This is a genomic window from Aristaeella hokkaidonensis, from assembly GCF_018128945.1.
GTDB classification, from domain to species: Bacteria; Bacillota; Clostridia; order Christensenellales; family Aristaeellaceae; genus Aristaeella; species Aristaeella hokkaidonensis.
The window spans coordinates 2,056,967-2,077,984 of sequence record NZ_CP068393.1; the positions used below are offsets into that span (position 1 = coordinate 2,056,967).

The 21,018-nt window shown below is 56.4% G+C and carries 18 protein-coding genes; 9 read left to right on the forward strand and 9 right to left on the reverse strand.

What is annotated here, in order from left to right:
* Nucleotides 1-69: 69 nt before the first annotated feature.
* The 5 genes from JYE49_RS09345 to JYE49_RS09365 form a co-directional block, all read right to left on the reverse strand.
* Complete coding sequence (locus JYE49_RS09345; protein ID WP_093956960.1) at nt 70-1,530, reverse strand: FtsX-like permease family protein; 1,461 nt, start codon at nt 1,528-1,530, stop codon at nt 70-72.
* A 3-nt stretch (nt 1,531-1,533) separates the two neighbouring features.
* Nucleotides 1,534-2,832 carry an ABC transporter permease gene (locus JYE49_RS09350; RefSeq protein ID WP_093956959.1) on the reverse strand — a complete coding sequence of 433 codons (1,299 nt, stop codon included), beginning with the start codon at nt 2,830-2,832 and terminating at the stop codon, nt 1,534-1,536.
* 83 nt (nt 2,833-2,915) lie between these two features.
* Entirely contained in the window at nt 2,916-4,205 is a 1,290-nt protein-coding gene (locus JYE49_RS09355) for a DUF2318 domain-containing protein (RefSeq protein ID WP_093956958.1), read from the reverse strand.
* Between the two features lie 91 nt (nt 4,206-4,296).
* Complete coding sequence (locus JYE49_RS09360) at nt 4,297-4,854, reverse strand: iron transporter (RefSeq protein WP_093956957.1); 558 nt, start codon at nt 4,852-4,854, stop codon at nt 4,297-4,299.
* A gap of 88 nt (nt 4,855-4,942) precedes the next feature.
* A complete protein-coding gene (locus tag JYE49_RS09365) occupies nt 4,943-6,688 on the reverse strand; it encodes an FTR1 family iron permease (protein WP_143754481.1) in 1,746 nt (581 codons plus the stop codon).
* Between the two features lie 207 nt (nt 6,689-6,895).
* Between JYE49_RS09365 and JYE49_RS09370 the strand changes: the two genes are divergently transcribed.
* The 4 genes from JYE49_RS09370 (at nt 6,896) to JYE49_RS09385 (ending at nt 9,129) form a co-directional block, all read left to right on the forward strand.
* On the forward strand, nt 6,896-7,282 hold the full coding sequence (locus JYE49_RS09370; RefSeq protein ID WP_093956955.1) for a helix-turn-helix domain-containing protein: 387 nt from the start codon (nt 6,896-6,898) through the stop codon (nt 7,280-7,282).
* Nucleotides 7,283-7,337: 55 nt separating this feature from the next.
* Nucleotides 7,338-7,703 carry a metal-dependent transcriptional regulator gene (locus JYE49_RS09375; RefSeq protein WP_093956954.1) on the forward strand — a complete coding sequence of 122 codons (366 nt, stop codon included), beginning with the start codon at nt 7,338-7,340 and terminating at the stop codon, nt 7,701-7,703.
* A gap of 17 nt (nt 7,704-7,720) precedes the next feature.
* Nucleotides 7,721-8,077 (forward strand): hypothetical protein, encoded by a 357-nt coding sequence (locus JYE49_RS09380; protein ID WP_093956953.1) that lies wholly within the window; start codon nt 7,721-7,723, stop codon nt 8,075-8,077.
* Between the two features lie 506 nt (nt 8,078-8,583).
* The gene (locus tag JYE49_RS09385) at nt 8,584-9,129 is read left to right on the forward strand and encodes a MarR family winged helix-turn-helix transcriptional regulator (protein WP_093956952.1); all 546 of its coding nucleotides are present in this window, start codon (nt 8,584-8,586) and stop codon (nt 9,127-9,129) included.
* 164 nt (nt 9,130-9,293) lie between these two features.
* Here JYE49_RS09385 and JYE49_RS09390 read toward each other — a convergent pair whose 3' ends face one another.
* Nucleotides 9,294-10,592, reverse strand: coding sequence for a hemolysin family protein (locus tag JYE49_RS09390; RefSeq protein ID WP_093956951.1), 1,299 nt, complete (start codon nt 10,590-10,592; stop codon nt 9,294-9,296).
* 375 nt (nt 10,593-10,967) lie between these two features.
* On the opposite strand from JYE49_RS09390, the gene JYE49_RS09395 reads away from it, so the two are divergent.
* The 3 genes from JYE49_RS09395 (at nt 10,968) to JYE49_RS09405 (ending at nt 13,115) form a co-directional block, all read left to right on the forward strand.
* A complete protein-coding gene (locus tag JYE49_RS09395; RefSeq protein ID WP_093956950.1) occupies nt 10,968-11,453 on the forward strand; it encodes an NfeD family protein in 486 nt (161 codons plus the stop codon).
* Nucleotides 11,454-11,494: 41 nt separating this feature from the next.
* Complete coding sequence (gene floA, locus JYE49_RS09400; RefSeq protein WP_093956949.1) at nt 11,495-12,502, forward strand: flotillin-like protein FloA; 1,008 nt, start codon at nt 11,495-11,497, stop codon at nt 12,500-12,502.
* 169 nt (nt 12,503-12,671) lie between these two features.
* Entirely contained in the window at nt 12,672-13,115 is a 444-nt protein-coding gene (locus tag JYE49_RS09405) for a hypothetical protein (protein WP_093956948.1), read from the forward strand.
* 451 nt (nt 13,116-13,566) lie between these two features.
* On the opposite strand, the gene JYE49_RS09410 is transcribed toward JYE49_RS09405, so the two are convergent.
* Nucleotides 13,567-15,159: a MutS-related protein gene (locus tag JYE49_RS09410; RefSeq protein WP_093956946.1), complete on the reverse strand. Its 1,593-nt coding sequence runs from the start codon at nt 15,157-15,159 to the stop codon at nt 13,567-13,569.
* Nucleotides 15,160-15,454: 295 nt separating this feature from the next.
* Here JYE49_RS09410 and JYE49_RS09415 point away from each other — a divergent pair, with 295 nt between their 5' ends.
* Nucleotides 15,455-17,497, forward strand: coding sequence for a glycoside hydrolase family 31 protein (locus JYE49_RS09415; RefSeq protein ID WP_093956945.1), 2,043 nt, complete (start codon nt 15,455-15,457; stop codon nt 17,495-17,497).
* Between the two features lie 108 nt (nt 17,498-17,605).
* On the opposite strand, the gene JYE49_RS09420 is transcribed toward JYE49_RS09415, so the two are convergent.
* The gene (locus tag JYE49_RS09420; protein ID WP_093956944.1) at nt 17,606-18,526 is read right to left on the reverse strand and encodes an SH3 domain-containing protein; all 921 of its coding nucleotides are present in this window, start codon (nt 18,524-18,526) and stop codon (nt 17,606-17,608) included.
* Between the two features lie 253 nt (nt 18,527-18,779).
* On the opposite strand from JYE49_RS09420, the gene JYE49_RS09425 reads away from it, so the two are divergent.
* Nucleotides 18,780-19,802: an SDR family oxidoreductase gene (locus JYE49_RS09425; protein WP_093956943.1), complete on the forward strand. Its 1,023-nt coding sequence runs from the start codon at nt 18,780-18,782 to the stop codon at nt 19,800-19,802.
* Nucleotides 19,803-20,148: 346 nt separating this feature from the next.
* Here the strand turns inward: JYE49_RS09425 and JYE49_RS09430 are convergent, their stop codons facing one another.
* Nucleotides 20,149-21,006 carry a YdcF family protein gene (locus JYE49_RS09430; RefSeq protein WP_093956942.1) on the reverse strand — a complete coding sequence of 286 codons (858 nt, stop codon included), beginning with the start codon at nt 21,004-21,006 and terminating at the stop codon, nt 20,149-20,151.
* Between the last annotated feature and the right edge of the window lie 12 nt (nt 21,007-21,018).

Below are 21,018 nucleotides of genomic sequence, written 5' to 3' on the forward strand. Positions count from 1 at the left end.
CAATTCAGGTTTAACCATTCATAATTATGAATTGTGAATTATGAATTATGAATTTGGTAAAAAACGAGTTTACTCGTCTTTTAACACAATCGCCGGGTCAATGGCAACCGCGCGCTTAATCGGCTGCAGGCAGCTCAGGGCCGCCACCGCGATGGATACGATAATTGCCGCGGGCAGCAGCAGCGGCTGGAAGGTGATGGAGGAACCAAACACGTTCACGCTCACCACCTGGGCAAACACAAAGCCCAGCAGGCCGCCCAGCAAGCCGCCCAGCAGGCCCAGGAACACGCCTTCACCCAGGAACTCTGCCCGGATGCTGCTGTCGGATGCGCCCAGCGCCTTCCGCAGGCCGATCTCCCGGCGCCGTTCTGAAACAACCGCCATCATGGTGGTGGATACGCAGATCATGGTCAGCACCAGCACCACCGCGGTTACCAGGAATACCAGGCTCTGCAGTTTTCCCAGCACGGCGGTTTCCGAACGCGTTACCCGCTTCACCAGCCGGGCCTTGATACCGTCCTGCTCCTCCGTAATCCGGTTCACGTAGGCTTCCAGTTCCTCCGCCGAGGCGCTTACGCTCAGCTCCGCCACGTCCACCTTATCCTCGCCTGTCAGGTTCGCCATATCCTCCAGGCTCATGAACACATAGGCTTCTTCTTCGCCGCCCGTGGTCAGGATGCCGGAGACAGTGCATTTCACCGTCCGGGCTGTGGCCCTGTTTTCCGCGTTCCGGGCGGTGTTCAGGGCGTCCACCACCGCCGTGGAGGTCACCGTGGCGCCGCTGAGCGCGTCCACGTCCTGCCCCAGGGTCAGCGGCAGCGTCTTGCCGATAAACTGGGCATTGAAGGCTTCGTCCGTCTGGGCCAGGCCGCCGATTTCCGGCGTCTGGGTTCCCGCGTCAACGGTCATGGAGGCAATCCTGGATTCATCGTCCAGCTTCACCGTCACATAGACCTTTCCGCCGCTCCAGCCTTCCGCGCTGCCGGTCAGCACCGTGCCGGGCTTCCGGTCCTCTTCCGGATCGCTTTCCGTTTCACTCGCCAAAGGCTGCCAGGTCAGTTCCATGCCCGACCCGATCCTTACGCCGATCGTCTCTGCGATTTCCTTGCCCACCAGCACTTCCCGGGGATTCTCCGGATACCGGCCGTCCACGCTGAAGTAGGGGCTTGTTTTTGTAATCTGGCTGAAGTCCGTGCCCGCCGCCGTAAAAGACTGCTGGCGCGTGGTCATGTCCACCCGCACGTAGCGGTAGGGCGCCGCGCCCACCAGCTGGTCCGCGTCAATGGTTTTCAGTGCCTCATCCAGTTCCCCGGCTGTCATGCTCTTTCCCTCATCCGCAAGCAGCAGCATATTCGCGCCGAAGGAGCGGAACTGGGCGCCCATCTGCCGGGGTACGTCCACATATATCGTCACCAGGCCAGCCAGGATTGTCGCGCCGATGCCGATGGACAGCAGCGCGATCAGCATCCGGCTCCGCCGCCGGAGCAGCGAGGCGGTGATCATTCTCAGGAACATTCTGCGTCTTGTCATCGTTCAGTGACCTCCATGCAGCACTTCGGCCGGCTTCAGCCTGAGCACCGTCCGGATCGCCGGCAGGCTGCCCGCCAGCGTCACCAGAGCCACCAGGCCCGCCACGATCGGCACCACCGCCGGTTTCATTTCCACCGCCGCGCCGAATACGCTCCGGCCGATCAGCTGGGCAAATCCGAAGCCCATAAAGTATCCTGCCGCGCCGCCGATCAGCGCCGTGACCAGGATTTCCGTCATGATAACGCCCGTGATGGAATGATCCCGCGCGCCGATAGCCTTCAGCAGGCCGATCTCCTTTGCCCGTTCCATCACGCTGGCTGTCACCAGGTTGCTGATGCCCAGGGCGGAACCGATCAGGCTCAGCGCCGTAATCAAGATCATCAGCAGCTGTGTCTTTTCCAGCACGGCGCCTTCGCCCTCCGCCACCTTGCGGACCGCGGCGGCCACGGATCCGGGAATCGCTTCCTGGATCTGGTAGCAGATCGCGCTCACATAAGCCGTGCAGTACCAGGTTTCATAGTCCCGGCCGGACAATGCCGCCGGATTCCTGGCCGCCCGGCGGGCCAGCTCGTTGTCCGGGGTGGTGATGGCGGAAACCTCTACCGAGGCCACCTTGCCTTCCCGTCCGGTCAGCTCCTGCACCAGGGCCAGCGTGCCGAAGATCTGTTCATCCTCGTCTCCGCCCGCGTCATAGATACCGGCCACCGTCACGGTCTTTTCACCCTTGCTGCCCTGCAGCGTCACCGTGTCGCCGGCTTTCCAGCCCTGGGCCTGGGCCACCGTCATACCGGCCATGATTTCCGTGTTCGCGTTCTCGTCCTTTTCATCCAGCCAGCGTCCGTCCGTCACGTCCCACCAGGAGCGCATGCCGACCACGCCGGCGTCCAGCTCCTCGCCCGTGGGCAGGGACAGGTGATGGTTGAACCAGCTTCCGTTCAGTTTGACCGCGCTGCCGTCCGGCAGTACGGCCTGGGTATCCAGGAACGGCGCGAAGTCCACGATATTGAACGCCCAGAAGATCGTCTTGATCTTGCCCAGGTCATCCTCCTTCAGCCAGGCGGTGTTCAGTTCTTCCCCGCCTTCGCCCACGTCATAAATATCGGACAGAAGGGAGGAATCCTTCGGCTTCACCACAATGTTGGCGCCGTAATTCTTCAGTTCCTGGTTGACCTTGTCTCCCACGTCCATCATAACGTTCAGCATGCCCGTAGCCAGGCTGGCGCCCAGCGCAATCGTAAACGCGATCAGCAGCATTTTCCCTTTCTGATGGAACAATACGCCGCGAATCATCCGCAACAGCATTTCTTTTCCTCCTGTATTATCAGGCCATCATTCCCTCAGGGGAATGAAGTTTTAATTATGAATTATGAATTATGAATTCTTAATTACCGAAACTCCTTTTCGCCGGATAATAAATCTTCAAGTCGGAAGACCAGGTTCCCGTCTCCCACCTCATACGCCAGCGGAATCGGGTTGCAGCCGCCTTTGAAGCCGATGGTATTGATGTTCATAACAACGTCGCAGCGTTTGCAAACCACCTGGCTGCCCCGCTCGTAATAGCCCGCGCTGCCGCAGACCTCACAGGCGTCAAAGCCGACGCCGTAGGTGGCGGAGTTGGGTTTCTTCACCACGATCCAGCGGATGGTTACGTTCCGCTCCGTTGTGTATTCAAACCGGTGCAGGTGGCCGTCGTTGACACTTTCTGCGGAAACCAGGATCCTGTCCCCGTCCACGGTATAGGTTTCCGGGGCGGAAAGCACCACTTCCCGGGTGTCATAAGCCTTCACCACGGTCAGCGTCAGCACGAACAGCAGGATCATCACCAGCGTGGCAATCGCCAGCCGCCGGCGTTTCCGGTTTCCGGCACGGAGCTTGCGCAGCTGTGCCGCGTGCTCATAGGGTTCCGTCACCCTGGTGTTCTCCAGCAGGAACAGCAGAGCCAGAAGGGCTGCCAGCGCCGCGATGATCCAGATAAAGATCATGGCATTGGTCGCCGTCCACATGGCAAAGGAGCCGATCCAGCCGTACTGGGCTTCGGTATATTTCACAGACCAGCCCAGCCATTTGGCCCGGCTGATCCACGGAACAAAGAACCGTCCCAGGCAGTAGACCGCGTAAATCAGGACGCCTGCGCGGAGCACCCGCCGCGGCACAGCGCCCTTCCGGATATGTACAGCGCATCCGTACAGGAGGCGCGAATAGACGAACAGCAGAAGAAGCGCCAGCGCCCAGCCGCCCAGCCGCTCCATGTAGTAAGCTGAGAAGAAGCCGTTGCCCATGGTGTTGAAACTGAAGGGATACAGCAGCACCGTCGGCAGCCGGAAGAAGATCATTCCCGCGGAGACCGCGGCTCCGCAAAGGATCAGGCAGATCCCGCCCGCAGCCGGCTTCTTTCCTTCCTTCCGGCCCAGGAACAGGGACAACATGAAAAATGCCACTATGAAAGCCATCAGATAAGCGTAGGTCCAATGGTTCCAGTGACTGGATATGATTTTATTGGTGGTCTGTTTCACAACGGCCAGCGCCGTGCCAGCAGCAACTCCGGCGATCAGGCCGATCACGTGCCCCCGGCGTCCTGTCCGGCCGTACAGCCTTCCCAGGAACGCGTGCATCAGCGTTGTAATTGTCACTGTGTAAAACAGGTCCTGTATAACACTCCAGAGATAATACAGCAAGTTTATGCCCTCCAGACAGCTGAATATACCGGCGCAGGATCCCCCGCGGATCCCGCGCCGGTCGTCGCAAAGTCTTCAGTTCAGGGGTTAATTACCACTGCTTGACAAACTTCCAGCCGGTCCAGGTCGCTTCCAGGGGCTCGGTCCAGAAACCGTCCTTGGCGTCGACGCCGGTCTCGGAGTCAACATGCAGCAGGTAGCCGTTCTCAGCCGGGCTCTTGATGTACAGGGTGATGCTGTACTCGCCGTCAGCCAGCTTGATGTTGTTGCCGTAGTGGGGGCCGTCAGAAGCCGCCATGGGCATCATGGAACCGGAGGTCACTTCTTTGCCTTCGGTGTCACGGATCACGAAATCAATGGTCAGGTAGGGAACCCACTGGTCCACCGGGAAAGCATAACCGTTCTCGTTGGCGGTCAGGTCCACTTCGATATGCAGGTCCGTATTTTCCTTGGCGGTAGCCTGGTCAACGGGAGCCATATCCACGGGCTGGAAGTAAACCATAGCCATGGTCATGAAGCCAACTTCCTGTTCGCCTTCAACGCCCAGTTCGAATTCATCGAAACCAGCTTCTTCGTCTTCTGCCATCGCGACAGCAGACAGGGAGAACAGCATCATAGCAGCCAGAACCAGAGAAAGCAGTTTTTTCATTTTGGGGGATCCTCCTTTAATAACAGTCCTTTATAGGGGATTTGGTATTCTTCATCGCGGTGCGCGGGGCACCGCGCGAAAAATCTGATTAATGGGCGGCCGTCAGTTCCTTGCGCTGGGCTTCCAGCCGGCCGCGGTAATGGGCGACCATGAAGGTGATCAGCAGGATCACCGCCAGGATCAGCTGCGGCACCAGGGTCTCCAGGTACGGATAGATGCCGAAGATCTGGATCACGTCGTTTTCCGGAATGCCGGGCACGCGGAGCGTCAGGTCAAACAGGTTGCCTTCCGCCAGTTCCTTGATGCCGCTTCCCAGGAAGCTGACGCACATCACAGCCATGAGGATGCTGGTGGCGGTGAAGAACACCTTGATCGGCAGTTTAATGGAAAGCTTTGTAATGGCCAGGTAGACAAACACCAGGATTACCACGCCCGCACCGAAACCGGCCCAGACCATGCCTGCGTTTCCTTCCTGCAGCATCGGCTGGTAGAACAGCACCACCTCGGCGCCTTCACGGAACACGGACAGGAACGCAGTAAACGCCAGGGTAAAGGCGGAGCGCTTTTCCACACCCGAGCGCACCTTGCTGTCGATATAGCCTGTCCATGCTGCCGCTTCCGCCTTGGAGATCATCCAGTTGGAAACGTAGAACAGGACGCATACCGCAATCAGGGCTGTGATACCCTCGATCAGTTCCTGCGCCATACCGGCGCCGGCCACCGCCTGTTTCACAAAGTAGAGCACCGCCGCCGCGGCAAAGCTTGCCAGGATACCGGCCAGTGCGCCGATGTAGACGTTCTTCAGGCTCCTGCCGTTACCGCTCTTCACCAGGTAGGCGATGATCGCGGCAATAACCAGGATCGCTTCCAGGCCTTCCCGCACGATGATGCCGAAGGCGCCCAGGAAGGTCAGCCACTGCGGACTGTTCTGATCCGCTTCAGCCGTCTCCGCGGCGATTTCCTCAGCCGCAGGTTCCGCGGGGCCTTTTTCGGCGGCTGCCAGTTCGTCCAGCGTCTTTGCCTTCTTCAGCAGCACCTGCTTGGTTTTGTCGCTGGTCGTGCGGTATTTGTTCTTCTGGTATTTTTCTTCTCCGGAGCTCACCAGGTTCCGCAGTTCTGTGAACTGCTTTTCCGTCTCCCGGCGGTCTTTCACACCCAGCTCCGTATAGATCTTATGGGACAGGCCGGATTCTTCATATACGCTGTAGTAGGCGGTGTTCAGGTTGTCATCCGCCGCTTCAAAATCCTTGTCCAGGTAGGCCAGGTAGGCCGTATCAAGCAGTTCCTTTGTCAGGCTTGCGGCTTCATACCAGCTGGCGTATTTCGCGGCAGCGTTCGGGTCGGGGGAATACTCCGGATAGGGATCTGCGGAAACCAGCTCTCCGTTCTTGTAGAACTTGTTTTCGCTCTGGACGCCGCCCTGCTGCGCGGCCAGCTTGTTGCCGTCCTCCCGGATCATGGCCTTCAGCTTAAACAGGGCACTGCGGACGGAAACGATGGTTTCCTGGTCCGTGTTTTCCTTCTTGACTGCCGCCTTGCAGGCGGAGAACTGCATCTCCACGGCGTTTTTACGCACACCGGAAATGTAGCTCATGGTCTGGCGTTCAAAGCCGGTGGTTTCATAAACGCGGAAGTAGGCGTCGTTCACGTTGTTGTACGCCGTTCCCGTATCCCCGGCCAGGTAATCCTCAAAAGCCGTATCCAGGTATTTATCGATTTCATCCGATGCGTCAGCCCAGCGCGTGCTGGTTCCCTCGCCCACGGCGGGAATCACCTGCGCCGCCAGGAACAGCATCAGCACCAGCCATAGCACCGGCCGAAGAACCCTCTTCATGCTGCCGTCCTCTTTCTTTTTCAATATTGCTGTTAGTTTCTCCTAATCAGCGACAGTATATTAGCATAATCTAATAATCTTTGCTTGCCTGATATTGACCTTTTATAGATAAATTATTCGATAATGACTTCTGCCAAAAAGTCATTGATTTGTTTGTTAGTCTATGCTAATATATGAAAGCATTAATTTCCAGGGGAGGCATCAACAATGGCCGAAACATCCAGAACAACCGCCGGAAAGCGCCTGGCGCAGCAGGCGGGATACTTTATCCGGGAGCACAGTGAGCAGAAGTTCTCCCTCTCCGGGATTGCTTCGGCGCTCTTTGTAAACGGAAACTATCTGGCCCGGGTCTTCAAGCGCGAAACCGGACATACCCTGCTTTGGTATCACAACGCGATCCGCTGTGAAAAAGCAAAGCAGCTTTTATATGAAACAAACCTTTCCGTGTCCGAGGTGGGCGCGGCCGTCGGCTACGTCTCCTCCGCCCATTTCTCGCATCTGTTCAAGAAAATGACCGGCATTGCCCCCAGCGACTGGCGTGCACCGGATTTGTTCTCAATCAAAGACCCGATTGATTTTACGGGGCTGATGTGATAAAGTTTGGGAAGATAGATTTGTCTAAAATTATCCACCGGAAAGAGGGATTGCAGTGAATATTTACGAATCTGCTGAGGATTATCTGGAGCAAATTCTGGTTCTGCTGGAAGAAAAGGGCTATGCCCGTTCCACTGATATTGCCGAGTCCCTCGGCGTGACCAAGCCTTCCGTCAGCGTCGCCATGAAAAAGCTGCGGGAGAACGGCTACATCTCCATGGAGAAGGGCGGTCTGATTTCCCTGACCGATAAGGGCTATCCCATCGCCCGCCGCACCTATGACCGCCACCTCACCCTGACAAAGTTCTTTGTCTCCCTGGGTGTGGATGAAGTCATCGCCCGGAAGGACGCCTGCAAGATCGAGCACGACATTTCCGAGGAATCCTTCGCCGCTATCCGTGACAGCCTGCAGAAAGCCTGATTTCACAGGAGTCCATTATGAAACTGCTGGAAAAGATCCGCGGCTTTCTCCGGGATAACGAGCCTGAAGCTCCGCCTGTACCGGAGGCCCCGGTTCCGCTGAAGAAGACCTGCAAGCAATGCGGGAAGACCTTCACCGTCGATCCCGCCTGGGGCTTCGTGCCCACCTTCTGCAAAGACTGCAAGCAGCAGATGGCGAAGGATAAGGAGCTTGCCCAGCGGGAGGGTCCCCGCCACGACATCAAGCGCAAATGCAAAGCCTGCGGAAAGTTCTTCACCTTCCCCAGCGACGTCCTCCATTATCCAACCTATTGTCCCAACTGCCGTAAGCGTCGCCAGACGGCCATGAAAGAAAAATACAGCCGCAAAAAGTAATCCGGAATCGTCAGATTCCGGTTTTTCTTATGCCAAGCACACTTGTTAATTCATTGTCGAAACCTTCAACCCATCCGGAACACCGCAGCTTTAAATACAGCATGTCATTCCGAGCGAAGTCGAGGAATCCCTTACTACGTCCGAAGGACGAAATCATTCTGCATTCTGCATTCTGAATTCTGCATTTGGGCTTCGCCCACTGTCTCCCCTCCCGTCGTCGTTCGGGAACGCAACCGGAACACCTTATCATTCCAATATAGGCAGACACTAACTACAACGTTCGTCGCAGACGAACATATCATATTCGCCTTTAGGCGAATCTATCATTTCGACATTAAGTCGAAATATCATGTTGCGAAGCAACATATCATTCTTTTGCGAAGAATACGGTCTTCGCAAAAGACTTCGCCTCCGGCGAAGATTTATCTTGACAACATTTCGGTACCGAATTATAATACAATTGATTCGGTACCGAACTTAATTCGCCATGAAAGGAGCGATGTGATATGAGTAATCGTGACGGCGATGTTATCCTGGCCTGCCTGAAGCTGGCCCGCGCCATGCGCCGCATCCCGCCGGAGCGCAGGGAATATCCCTTCCCGCCCGCTGTCGGCCGCCTGCTGGACTGTGCCGCGAAAAACCCCGGAGTTTCTTCCCGGGAGCTGTGTGAATGCCTGGACGTGCGTCCTTCCTCCCTCAGCGAGATGCTGTCCCGTGCGGAAGCGGAAGGGTTCATCACCCGCACCGTGGATGAGGCGGACCGCCGCATCCAGCGGATCGCCCTGTCCGATAAAGGACAGAAGGCGGTAAACGATATGGAAGCCGCCCGGAACAAGGAAGCCCAGAAGATGACCTCCTCCCTGACGGAAGAGGAAAAGGAGCAGTTCTGCGCCCTGTGCGACAAGCTGAGCGCCCATATGGAGCGCCTGGCCCTGGATCTGCCGGAAGACCGGCGCATGCCTCCGCCACCCCCGCCAGGGCACCCGGACTTCAGGCCGGACCGGGATGGACCCCGTCCGCCCTTCCCTCCGGGAGTCAGGATCAAATGCTGACGCTTTGATCCTGAATGATATATTTCCTTTCAGGAAATATGATATATTCGCCTTCTGCGAATGTTTTAGATACTTTAAACCTATTCCTGCAACACATGGTAAAGCGCCTTGGAATCATCCAAGGCGCTTTTTAGTATTAATTCTGAATTCTGAATTCTTAATTCTTAATTGCTTTCTTCCTCTTCCGGAACTTCCGCTTCCTGTTCTTCCTCCGCTGCCTCCGTCTCCTCCGGCACCTCTGTCACCTGCATCCTGGTCACCCGGAATCCGTCCATCTCGGTCACGGTGAACTGGTGATGATCCAGGGTGAAGCTGTCGCCCACCTCAGGCACCTTCTCCAGCATTTCGCTGGCCCAGCCGCCCACGGTATCCGCGTCGTACTCGTCGTCTTCCACGCCGAACTTCGCCAGCAGTTCTTCCAGCTGCATATTGCCGTCCACGATCAGGGTGCCGTCTTCCTGCTCCACGACTTCCTCGCTGACCTCGTCGTGCTCGTCGTAGATCTCGCCGACCAGCTCTTCCAGCACGTCTTCCATGGTCACGATACCGTCGGTGCCGCCGAACTCATCCAGCAGCACAATCAGGTGCGTCTGGCTCGTCCGGAACAGCTTCAGCAGATTGCTGATCGACAGGCTGGCCGGGGCGAACACCGGCTCTTTCATGATCTTGGTAATATCCGTGATGCCCTCATGGGTCATCTTGTAGAAGTCCTTCTCATGCAGGATACCGATGATATGGTCCAGGTCCTCATGATAAACCGGAATCCGGGAGAACCAGGTGTCACGGAACGCGTCCGCGGCTTCCTCAATCGTCGCGTTGTCCTCCAGGGCGGTCACGTCCACCCGGGGCGTCATGATATCCGCGGCGTTCTGGTCGTTGAACTCGATGGCGGAACGGATCAGTTCGCCTTCTTCTTCCTCAATGTCTCCCTCAGTCTGCGCCTCGTCGATCATGGTCATCAGTTCATCTTCGATCTGGCTTTCTTCCTGTTCCGGCTTCACCAGCTTTGCCAGCAGCTTCCGCCACAGGGCAAACAGCCAGTCCAGGGGCTTCAGTACCGTCACCAGGAAGCGGATCACATGGCTGACGGACATGGCGTATTTCTCCGGTTGCTGCTTGGCCAGCGTCTTGGGGCCGACCTCGCCCAGGAACAGCACCAGCACCGTCATCATAATGGAGGCGATGGTGGTGGCCAGGTCTTCCTGACCCGGAAGAATGCGCGTGGTGAACAGCAGGGTGGCGATTGCCGTACCCACGATGTTCACCAGGTTATTGCCTATGAGAACTGTTGTAATCAGAGAGTCATATTTTTCAAGCAGACTGAGCGCTGTCTGTGCTTTTTCTTTCCGGGGGCCGTCTACGGTCTTCAGTTTAACACGGTTACAGGCAGAATAAGCCGTTTCCGTGGCGGAAAAGAACGCTGAAAGCGCGATACACAGGATCAGGGCAAGCCATAGACCCATGATAATGATTCAATCCTTTCAGAAACTCACACTTGTCAAAAATGGCCGTTCCGCTCATGCGAAACAAAGGAATTATACCATGGAAACCCTTTATTTGCAACAAGAGCGGCGGTTGTGCAATCTCCGCGTATATGATATCATTGGGTTTGTATTGGACATCGATCAATAACCGGGAGAGGAAGCGCCTCTCATCCCCTCTGAATCACGCGTCGAACAGGCCGTTCTTCCGCCTGCCCGCTCCTGCGCGGCGCAGCGTGTTAAGATTGTGTAAGGAATGAAAAATAAGCACGTCTATTTTTCTCTTTTTGCGCTATAATCCCGTTTCCTTACCGTATACAATAGGATCAAAGAAATAAACGGAAAGGAGGATTCCGTATGGATCAATTCTCGCTGAATCTCATCATGATCATCGGCTTCGTGCTGGGCTCCGGCCTCATCGTGCTGGAAGCGTTCATTCCCGGCTTCGGAGTGGCGGGCATCTGCGGTGTTGTCCTGGAAGTTGCCGCGCTTTACTGCTGCTGGCAGCTGTTCGGTGTCGGCACAGCATTGCTTGCCTTTGTAGCCGTGCTCGTGCTGATCGCCCTGGCCCTCCTCATTTCCTACCGGAGCGCCATGAACGGCCGGCTCAGCAAGAGTCCCCTGGTGCTGAAGGATACGGAAGCACCCGCCGGAGAAGCCAAGCCGGATCACTGGATCGGCAGGGAAGGCGTCGCGGTCACTTCACTGCGTCCCGCCGGTCAGATTGAGATTGACGGCACCCGCCTGAACGCGGCCAGCGACGGCGAGTTCATCAAGCGTGGAACCCCGGTTCTGGTCACCGGTGCCGAAGGCGATCACTATACCATCCGCGTGAAAGACTGAAACTGGATTGAATGTAAACATTATTAAGGAGGAATAACACTATGCCCGGTTCAGCAGCTCTTATTATAGCCATCGTTGTTATCGTAATCATTGCCCTGGCTATCTTCCTTCACTTCGTGCCCATGGGCCTGTGGATCTCCGCCCTGGCCAGCGGCGTGCACATCCCGATCAGCGCCCTCGTTGGTATGCGGATCCGCCGGATCGTGCCCCAGCGCCTGGTGTACCCCCTGATCAAGGCCAACAAGGCCGGTCTGGACCTGACCATCAGCCAGCTGGAAACCCACTACCTGGCCGGCGGTAATGTAGACCGCGTCATCAACGCCCTGATCGCCGCCCAGCGCGCCAACATCGAAATGGCCTTTGAAAAGGCCTGCGCCATCGACCTGGCCGGCCGTGACGTTTTCCAGGCTGTGCAGATGAGCGTTACCCCGAAGGTCATTGAGACCCCCGTGGTTGCCGCTATCGCCAAGGACGGTATTGAACTGCGGGCCAAGGCTCGTGTGACCGTGCGCACCAACATTGAACGCCTGGTCGGCGGTGCCGGTGAAGAAACCGTTATCGCCCGTGTCGGCGAAGGTATTGTTACCACCGTCGGCAGCGCCGAAACCCATAAGCAGGTTCTGGAGAATCCTGACCTGATCAGCCGCACCGTGCTGGACAAAGGCCTGGATGCCGGTACCGCCTACGAAATCCTCTCCATCGATATCGCGGACGTGGACGTCGGCCGCAACGTCGGTGCCCAGCTGCAGATGGACCAGGCCGAAGCCGACCGCCGCATCGCCCAGGCGAAGGCGGAAGAGCGCCGCGCAATGGCTGTTGCCCACGAGCAGGAAATGAAGGCTTCCGTGCAGGAGATGCGCGCGAAGGTGGTCGAAGCCGAGGCCGAAGTGCCGCGCGCCATGGCAGCCGCGCTGCGTGACGGCAAACTGGGTGTCCTGGATTACTACCAGATGAAGAACACCATTGCCGATACCGAAATGCGTGAATCCATCGCCAAGGCCAGCACTCCCCAGCAGACCGCCGGCGAACAGCCCAAAGGAAAAAAATAATGAACAATTAACCGCTGCGACGGAGAAGATTCTTCAACTCCGCCGCAAGCGGCTCCGTTCAGAATGACATTAAGCACGCAACGAGTTATTCTGAACGTCCAGCATATAGCCATTAATTCTGAATTCTGAATTCTGAATTCTGAATTAAAATGAAAGGAGTATCCTTTCGATGCCATCTTCCATTTTTCTACTTGCATTCATCTACATCATCGTCGCCGGATGCATGAAGCTTGCCAGGCAGGTCAAGGATCAGAACACAAAGACTGCCGGAACGGCAAAGACTGCCCCGCAGAAGCAGCAAAAGGCTCCAAAAGCAGAAGCCAAAGCGCCCGCTCCTGCCCCGGAGTCTGAAGAAGGTACCTTCTTCCGTCCGACAGTCATGCAGCCTACTATCACCGTCACTGAGCACGATGATTCGGTTTACCAGGGCAGCATGAGCGCCGATACCGGCGAAGGATTTGATCCCTGCCACGATGAGCAGCTTGCTCCCCTCTCCGCCGCCCAGGCGGCGGAACCCGTCACTGAAGTGGCTGGTCCCGGCCTCCAGCTGAGCTGGACCGGCAGCGACATCGTCAACGGCATCGTGATGAGCGAGATACTTAAACGGAAATAAACGAAAAAGGAGACAGGAAACTGCCTCCTTTTTCAATTCATAATTCACAATTCATAATTCATAATGATTTACTCCGCCGTCCCTCTGTCAACTGCTCTCCCTTACCTCCACTATCTGTAAGCTTTTTATCCATCACGCACCATGCGGGAATGTGACTGCGGGACAGCACCAAATGTAACGCGAAGTGTGACATTTGGTCTGTCCCCTCTGTCATATTCCCGCTCTCCATCGCCTCAACCATCCAATCAATCCATTCAAAAGAAACACTTTCCATCCGGAAAGTGTTTCCTCCGCCATTTTTAAGTTTTAAGTTTTCATTATCCGAATTCAGTTACTATCACATTCGCCTTTGGCGAATATTTCACATCGCGAAGCGATATTTCACATTGAGCCGCCCACGGCTCAATATTTCATATTTGCCATAGGCAAATATTTCATTTTCAACTCCACTTTATTCCCATCTGCCCGTCTCCACATATTTGTCTGCTCTTGCGTGTGCCGCTTTCACGATGCCTTCATCGAACCCGATCAGCTTCAGCAGGTGAATCGCGTTCCGGCTCACTGCCGGGCCCGGCATCAGCTTGTAGTCAAACAGGATATCATCATCGGAGATCTTCTCCTCAAAGTGCGCCCTGGTGTACCCTTCGCTTGCCATGTCGCACAGTTCCAGGTCGTGGGTGGCAATCAGGCACAGTACCCGCTCCTGGTCCAGGGCGTTCAGGACCTCCGCCGAGGCGGCGATCCGCTCAATCGTATTGGTGCCGCGCAGCACTTCGTCAATAGCGCACAGCACAAACTCACCCTCGCTCCTGTCATCCAGGATCCGCTTCAGCGACTTGATCTCGGCAATATAGTAGCTGTCTCCCGACAGCACGTCATCCGTCAGCGCCATGGAAGTGTAGATCCGGAACGGACTGCCTTTGTAGCTCTTGCAGGTACAGGTACAGATGGTCTGCGCAAAGAGCGCGTTCAGTATGGACGCCCGCAGGTAGGTGGATTTGCCGGAGGCATTGGAACCGGTAATCAGCATGGATTTGTCCAGCGCCAGCTCATTCGGCACCGCCTGTTTCAGCAGCGGATGCACAATCTCTTCCGCGTGGATAAAAGGCTTCTCCGCGTCATAGTCGATTTCCGGCACACAGTATCCTTCCGTGCTGGCCCTGTAGGAAGCGATGGAGATGGCGGCGTCCAGTCCACCGACCGCTTCATGGATCACCCGGAAGTCGTCGTGATATTTCGCCAGTTTCACCTTTACAATCTCAAAGTAGATCAGGTCCCAGAGCAGGATCGTCATGACCATCTCTTTCATGCTTCCTGGAACCGGGTCTGTCGCGATGCCTCCGCCCCTGATCAGGGTATTCAGCGGTTTCAGGTGCCCGTACGCCTTCTCCAGGTACCTGTCCAGCTTTTCATCCTTCATCCTCCTGATCCGGTCCAGCGTCAGCGCCAGGGAAATACAGTAATTCGCTGTCCGCATTTCCGTCTCACAGCTCTTCTGGCGAACCGAGTGGAGTGTTCCGTTCAGGACGAACGCCAGCAGCGGCATCCAGACCACAGGTCTTCCGATCAGCACAAAGCACACAATGGAAACCGGCAGGAACAGGAACAGCAGGATGTAAATGATCAGCCAGAAACTGGACCGTTCCTTCGGCTTAAGGATATTCTTCAGGTAGATGGCCCGGTTCACCCCCAGCCTGGACAGGAGCACCTGCAGCGTCAGCCTTTTCTCCGGTTCTTCCTCCATCATGGAGATCATCTCGCGCTGTTTTTCAAACTCTTCCCTGTTCATGGGGCGCCGGAGCATGTGATACAGGTGCTGTTCCCCCGCGGTGGAACAGCAGGCATTGATCCGCTTGTACACCGTGTCCATGTTCAGGTCGTTCCACGTGGTATCATCCACGTAGAACCGTTCCGGCTCCTCTTCCCGCCTGTCATCGCTGGCGGAACGGATCCAGTTCATGTCCCCGTCAAAGTATGTGGTCTCCGGGATCTTCCCGTAGGCATTTTGCAGTTTCTTTATCAGCTTTCGTTTAAACAGTATCATCTCTTACCTCCACTCTGTCCTCTTTCCATACGACCATAACCGTATGTATTAATTCAAAGAATGACGTAGTCATTCATCTGCCATTTTTAAGTTTTAAGTTTTCAGTATTCATTAAAAAATGTACGCCTCCAAACTGTCAAATTTTGGCAGTATTGTTTTGATTATTTTACTCGGAATTCTGTATACAAAAAAAGGGTGGTTTCCGCAAAATAGAACGATTTATCTTGCTTTCTTGTTTCACAATCCTCCCCGTGTTACAATGATCCCGTAAATAGCAATAAGTGAGGAATCCGTAATGATCCGTAAGTACACCTTTGGCGCGCCCCTTCCCACGGACGCAGTGATACAGAACCTCCTGGCAGAGAAAGACTCCCTGCCTTACTTTACCGTGCGCTACGGCGAGGACGGCAGCGTGATCCTGTCCCTGCCCCTCCACCCGGAGGAAGTCCTCTTCGGCCTGGGCCAGGCCGTGCGCGGCATTGATAAACGCGGCCACCGCTATGAAAGCTGGAACAGTGACGTCTTCAACCACACGGAAGAGCGTCCCAGCCTCTACGGCAGCCACAACCTGCTGGTCTTCTTCAGCCCGGACCGGCTCCTCGGCCTCTACCTGGACGATCCGGGAAAGATCATCTGGGACCTGGGCTGGGAAAAGCATGACGAGGCGGTCATCACCTCCCTCAGCGGCAACCTGGACGTATACCTCATCGAGGAGGAGTCCCTCACCGGCATCGCCCGCGCCTTCCGTCAGCTCACCGGACGCAGCTATCTCCCGCCCCGCTGGGCCTTCGGCTATATCCAGAGCCGCTGGGGCTATGCCAGCGAGGAGGAAGTACGCACCGTGGTCAATGAACACCGGAAGCGCCATATCCCTCTGGACGGCGTATGCCTGGATATCGACTACATGGTGGACTTCAAAAACTTCACCTGGAAGCCGGACGCCTTCCCGGATCTGAAGCGTTTCCAGGACGAAATGAAGGCAGACCATCTCCGCCTGGTGCCCATCATCGACGCAGGCATCAAAGTGGAGGAAGGCTATGCCCCCTATGATACCGGCAAAGCCGGAGACTGCTTCTGCAAAAAGGAAGACGGCAGCGATTTCGTGGCCGCCGTCTGGCCGGGCCGCTGCTGCTTCCCGGATTTCCTGCGGGAGGATGTGCGCCGCTGGTTTGGCGATCTTTACCGTCCCCTGCTGGAGGCCGGCATTGAAGGCTTCTGGAATGATATGAACGAGCCCGCCCTCTTCTATTCCGACGAGGGCGTCGCCGACGCCTTTGCCGCCGCGGACAAAATCCGTGCCGGCGGCGTGGACTATGAAACCACCTGGTGGCTCAAGGACGTCTTCTCCGGCATGGCCAACAGCATGGACGACTATCGCCGGTTCTATCACCTGGTAGACGGCAAGCCCGTCCGTCACGACCTGGTGCACAACCTCTACGGTGCCGGCATGACCCGGGCCACGGCGGAAGGCTTCCGCCGCTTCAGCCCGGACAAGCGCCTGCTTCTCTTCTCCCGCAGCTCCTTCATCGGAGCCCACCGCAACGGCGGCATCTGGCAGGGAGACAACTTCTCCTGGTGGAGCCACCTGAAGATGGCCCTGCAGATGCTTCCCAGCCTGAATCTCTGCGGCTTCCTCTTCACCGGCTGCGACCTGGGCGGCTTCGGCTGCAACGTGACGGAAGACCTGCTGGAGCGCTTCCTGCAGCTGGGCGTCTTCACGCCCCTGATGCGGAACCACTCCGCCCTCCATACCCGGGATCAGGAGATCTATCGCTTCAGCATCTGGGAAACCATGCGGGATACCGTTTCCGTGCGCTATGCCCTGCTGCCTTACCTCTACAGTGAGTTCATGAAGGCCGCCCTGCGGGATGAAATGCTCTTCCGTCCCCTGGCCTTTGATTATTCCGCCGACCAGCGTGCCATCCATATCCAGGATCAGCTGATGCTCGGCGAGGACTGCATGATCGCTCCCGTCTATGAGCAGAACGCTGCCGGACGGTACGTCTACCTGCCGGAGGATATGCTGTTCATCCGCTTCCGCTCCGCCCAGGATTATGACCTCCAGCCCCTGGAGAAGGGCGATCACTGGATCGACCTGGCCCTGGGTGAGTTCCCGCTCTTCGTAAAGAAGAACCGTGCCGTCCCGCTCTGCCCCGGCGGAGAATCCTCCGAGCTGCTGGATGACACCACCTTCACCCTTCTGGGACAGATTGAGCAGGAAGGCACCCTTTCCCTCTACCGGGATGACGGCACCACCACCGACCCGGATCTGGAGTCCAGCCTGACCCGGATTCCCCTCGTTCCTGACAAATTTCTCTCCCGGATCGTGAATGCGTAATTCAAATCCGTAAACGAAGGGGACGGTTCTGACCGTCCTCTTTTTCTTTTCCAAACAAAAAAACGGAAGGGGCAATCAGAATTGTCCCCTCCGTTCATGAAAGCTGGATTACCTGTCCAGTTCAGCGTATCCTGAGGATACCCAGCCCCAGGCACTGTCTTCCTCAACCCAGATATAATACCAGTCTTTCCCCGTGGTTCCTTCTTTCACTGCATAACAGGGATAACTGGCTCCGGGATATACCACCGTCACCTGGGTGGATTTAGGATCCGCGTTTTTGCGGACGAACTTCCTGTCGCCGGAGCTTCCGTATCCGATATATGCGTCGGCAATATACTCTGTTCCCAGCGGCGACACGGATGGCACGCCAAAGGGTTCCTGCATGCTGCTGCCCTGCTGCCCGGATATTATGTTGACGCCATCCAGTGTAAAGCTGGAGGCGGTCCGGTCAATAAAGCCACGCGCAACCTGGTTGTCCACCGTGCACTCGATATACCACCAGTCTCCATAGTATGTGTACTTGCCGAGCACGTAGAATGTTTCGCCGGGATCCAGTCTCGCGAAAGAGGATCCGGTCAGCAACGGGTTGTCTGTCACAATGATCGTGTCCATCGCCGTTACCGGAATATAATCAAACTTCGGCGTGGCCATGCCTGACTTGAAGCCTTTCACGTACTTAGGCGGAATATACCCTACCCGGAAGCCTCCGTTATTGGTTTCATACCGCACCAGCAGCCAGCCAGATACGAAGCCCGCTTCGCTCATATAATCGTCCGTCCAGACGGAAGCCTTTCCGTTGGCGCAGCGGAAAGCGTCCGCATACGGTGCTGTATAGACAGGACAGCTTCCGTAGCCGATCCCGTATTCATAGTTTTTGAATTTGAAGGACGGTACCTGCAACAGCCTGTCATACAGTCCCGAATTCACAACAGCAGCACTACTGCCGTTAGTGGACGTGCCTGCGAAGGCCGCGGAAACCACGCATGCCAGTATAAGCGCAGACAGCAGAATCAAGCCGGTCTTTTTCATCTTTCCGATACCCCTTTCGATATTGGATCGTGATTATCCTTATGGTGTTTTTCGTATCCATCAGCAAATTTACAATAGCATATCCCCGATCAGTTTACAATAAGCTGTGTCGATTTCTTCGCGCCGTCCGGGCGTCCGATCCGGATCCACCGTTTCTTCTTGCGCCTGCGGCCTGTCCGGTGATACAATCACCATAAGGAAAAGCGTGTGACAATCAAACAGGCAGCAACCTGAAACAGAAAGAGGTTGGAAAATGAAAGGTTTATTTATCGGCGGAACCGGAACCATCAGCATGGCCATTGTCCGCCAGCTGGCTGAAACACCCGGCTGGGACGTCTGGCTCCTCAACCGGGGCAACCGCGCCGCGGACGTACCCGCCGGCGTACACACCATCACTGCGGATATCAACGATGAGCAAGCCGTGGCGGACAAACTCCGGGACCATACCTTTGACACGGTCTGCGAGTTCATCGGTTTCACCCAGGACCAGGTGGAACGGGACTGGCGGCTGTTCCGGGGCAAAACCCGGCAGTATATCTACATCAGCTCCGCCTCCGCCTACCTGAAGCCGGCTGCCAGCTACGTCATCACCGAGGGCACCACCCTGGCCAATCCCTATTGGGAATACTCCCGGAACAAGATTGCCTGCGAGGACTTCCTCATGAAAAAGCACCGGGAGGAAGGTTTCCCGGTGACCATCGTCCGTCCCAGCCACACCTACGACGAGCGGAGCATCCCCGTGGCGGTTCACGGCAAAAACGGTTCCTGGCAGGTTATCCGGCGGATCATGGAGGGCAAGCCCGTCATCATTCCCGGCGACGGTTCCTCCCTGTGGACCCTTACCTTCAACACAGACTTTGCCCGGGGCTTCATCGGCCTCATGGGCAACCGGCATGCCATCGGCGAGGCCTTCCAGATCACCGGGGATGAAACCCTGACCTGGGACCAGATTCACCAGACCATCGCCGACGCGCTGGATAAAACGCTGGTGCCCTATCACGTTTCCACCGACTTCCTCGCGGAAGCCGGAAAGCCTTACGGCTATGATTTCACCGGCGGCCTCATCGGCGACAAGTCCGTCTCCGTTGTCTTCGACAACCGGAAGCTGAAGCGCGCCGTCCCTGCAATGCGGACAGACGTCCCCTTCCACATCGGCGTCCGCAAGGCCCTGGATTATATCCTTTCCCATCCGGAATGCCAGCGCGAAGACCCCGAATTCGATGCGTGGTGTGACCGCGTGATTGCGGCTTTAGAGAAAGCGAAAAGCGAGATCTAAAGCTGCAAAACGCGGTCAACTCTACACTCTTCACTCTTCACTACAGCACATCAGCGGCGGGAACAGTGACAGGGGGACAGGCACTCGGTCAACGTTTTCTTCGAAAACTATGACAGATCCGCATCCTCAATCAGCGCATTGCTCCCTTGGAACGGTCGCACTGCTTGTTTCGGATGACTCGTTCGGGTCGCTTTCTGCTTCGCAGAATAGCCCACTGGGCTACCGCTTCCCTCGCTCCCCCAGCAGTCACATTCCCGCCGCATTTCAATACTGAAAATAGCTCCCATCGGGAGCTATTTTGTCCACCATTTTTAAGTTTTCAGTATTCATTATTCATTGGAAGGAATCACGGTTCCACCGTGATTCCTTCCCTTAACAGCACTCTCAGCGCGCTTATTCCGCCTCCCGTGGATTTTGTTCCCGGTCGCACGGTGTAGCTGTAATTCCCTACAATGCTGACTTCCATTCCTGTCCGGGCTTTCCAGATTGCCGCCACGGCGTTGAACAGGATCTGTGCCCACATCTGGTGATAGTCAGAGGTCACCAGCGTGATCTTCTCAATACCCTGCTGCTTCAGGATCAGGAAAACATTCTGCGCGTTCTCCAGCGTGGTCTGCGCCTGTTCATCCGTCAGGATCCTGTCCGCGTCGATGTGGCAGTCCCGCGCCAGGTACATCTTCATTTCCCCGGCTTCGGTATGGTTTTCCCAGTTTTGCTGGCCCGTAGCACCGCCCGTGCAGATCACCAGCGAATCCGGGAAGGACCGTGCAGCCGCGGCCGCCGCGTCACAGCGGCCCTTCAGCTCATCTGTCATCTCTCCGTCCTGCAGCACGTACCCCAGCACCACAAAAGCGTGCTTTCCGCTGAAATCCAGACCGCTCCGCTCCAGCGGCGTGGCCTTTTCTTCTCCCCTGTAGGCGAATCTGCGGTAATTGCTGTTCTTTACCGATCCGTACCAGTGGTCCACAATCGCGCGGCCCACTTCATACTCCTCAGCGCTCTTCAGGTGGATCATTTCCAGGATATCATCCAGTTCTTTCCGATCCGCCTTTACTTTATCCCTTTCTTCTGTTTCCAGCCGCTCCAGGAGCGTCTCAAACATCGGATAATCTTCTTCCGCCGCCCGCCAGGTTTCACCCGCCGCTGTTCCGCACAGCAGCATCAGAACCAGGGCCACAGCAATGATCACTTTCGCGCTTCTCATACAGATCCGCCC

Excerpts from the sequence above, each read along its gene's own strand:
- JYE49_RS09430 (WP_093956942.1), bottom strand. The coding sequence starts at position 21,006 with ATGAGAAGCGCGAAAGTGATCATTGCTGTGGCCCTGGTTCTGATGCTG.
- JYE49_RS09385 (WP_093956952.1), top strand. The coding sequence starts at position 8,584 with ATGAGTAATCGTGACGGCGATGTTATCCTGGCCTGCCTGAAGCTGGCC.
- JYE49_RS09380 (WP_093956953.1), top strand. The coding sequence starts at position 7,721 with ATGAAACTGCTGGAAAAGATCCGCGGCTTTCTCCGGGATAACGAGCCT.
- JYE49_RS09405 (WP_093956948.1), top strand. The coding sequence starts at position 12,672 with ATGCCATCTTCCATTTTTCTACTTGCATTCATCTACATCATCGTCGCC.
- JYE49_RS09365 (WP_143754481.1), bottom strand. The coding sequence starts at position 6,688 with ATGAAGAGGGTTCTTCGGCCGGTGCTATGGCTGGTGCTGATGCTGTTC.
- JYE49_RS09415 (WP_093956945.1), top strand. The coding sequence starts at position 15,455 with ATGATCCGTAAGTACACCTTTGGCGCGCCCCTTCCCACGGACGCAGTG.
- JYE49_RS09390 (WP_093956951.1), bottom strand. The coding sequence starts at position 10,592 with ATGGGTCTATGGCTTGCCCTGATCCTGTGTATCGCGCTTTCAGCGTTC.
- JYE49_RS09350 (WP_093956959.1), bottom strand. The coding sequence starts at position 2,832 with ATGCTGTTGCGGATGATTCGCGGCGTATTGTTCCATCAGAAAGGGAAA.
- JYE49_RS09425 (WP_093956943.1), top strand. The coding sequence starts at position 18,780 with ATGAAAGGTTTATTTATCGGCGGAACCGGAACCATCAGCATGGCCATT.
- floA (WP_093956949.1), top strand. The coding sequence starts at position 11,495 with ATGCCCGGTTCAGCAGCTCTTATTATAGCCATCGTTGTTATCGTAATC.
- JYE49_RS09410 (WP_093956946.1), bottom strand. The coding sequence starts at position 15,159 with ATGATACTGTTTAAACGAAAGCTGATAAAGAAACTGCAAAATGCCTAC.
- JYE49_RS09395 (WP_093956950.1), top strand. The coding sequence starts at position 10,968 with ATGGATCAATTCTCGCTGAATCTCATCATGATCATCGGCTTCGTGCTG.
- JYE49_RS09345 (WP_093956960.1), bottom strand. The coding sequence starts at position 1,530 with ATGACAAGACGCAGAATGTTCCTGAGAATGATCACCGCCTCGCTGCTC.
- JYE49_RS09370 (WP_093956955.1), top strand. The coding sequence starts at position 6,896 with ATGGCCGAAACATCCAGAACAACCGCCGGAAAGCGCCTGGCGCAGCAG.
- JYE49_RS09420 (WP_093956944.1), bottom strand. The coding sequence starts at position 18,526 with ATGAAAAAGACCGGCTTGATTCTGCTGTCTGCGCTTATACTGGCATGC.
- JYE49_RS09360 (WP_093956957.1), bottom strand. The coding sequence starts at position 4,854 with ATGAAAAAACTGCTTTCTCTGGTTCTGGCTGCTATGATGCTGTTCTCC.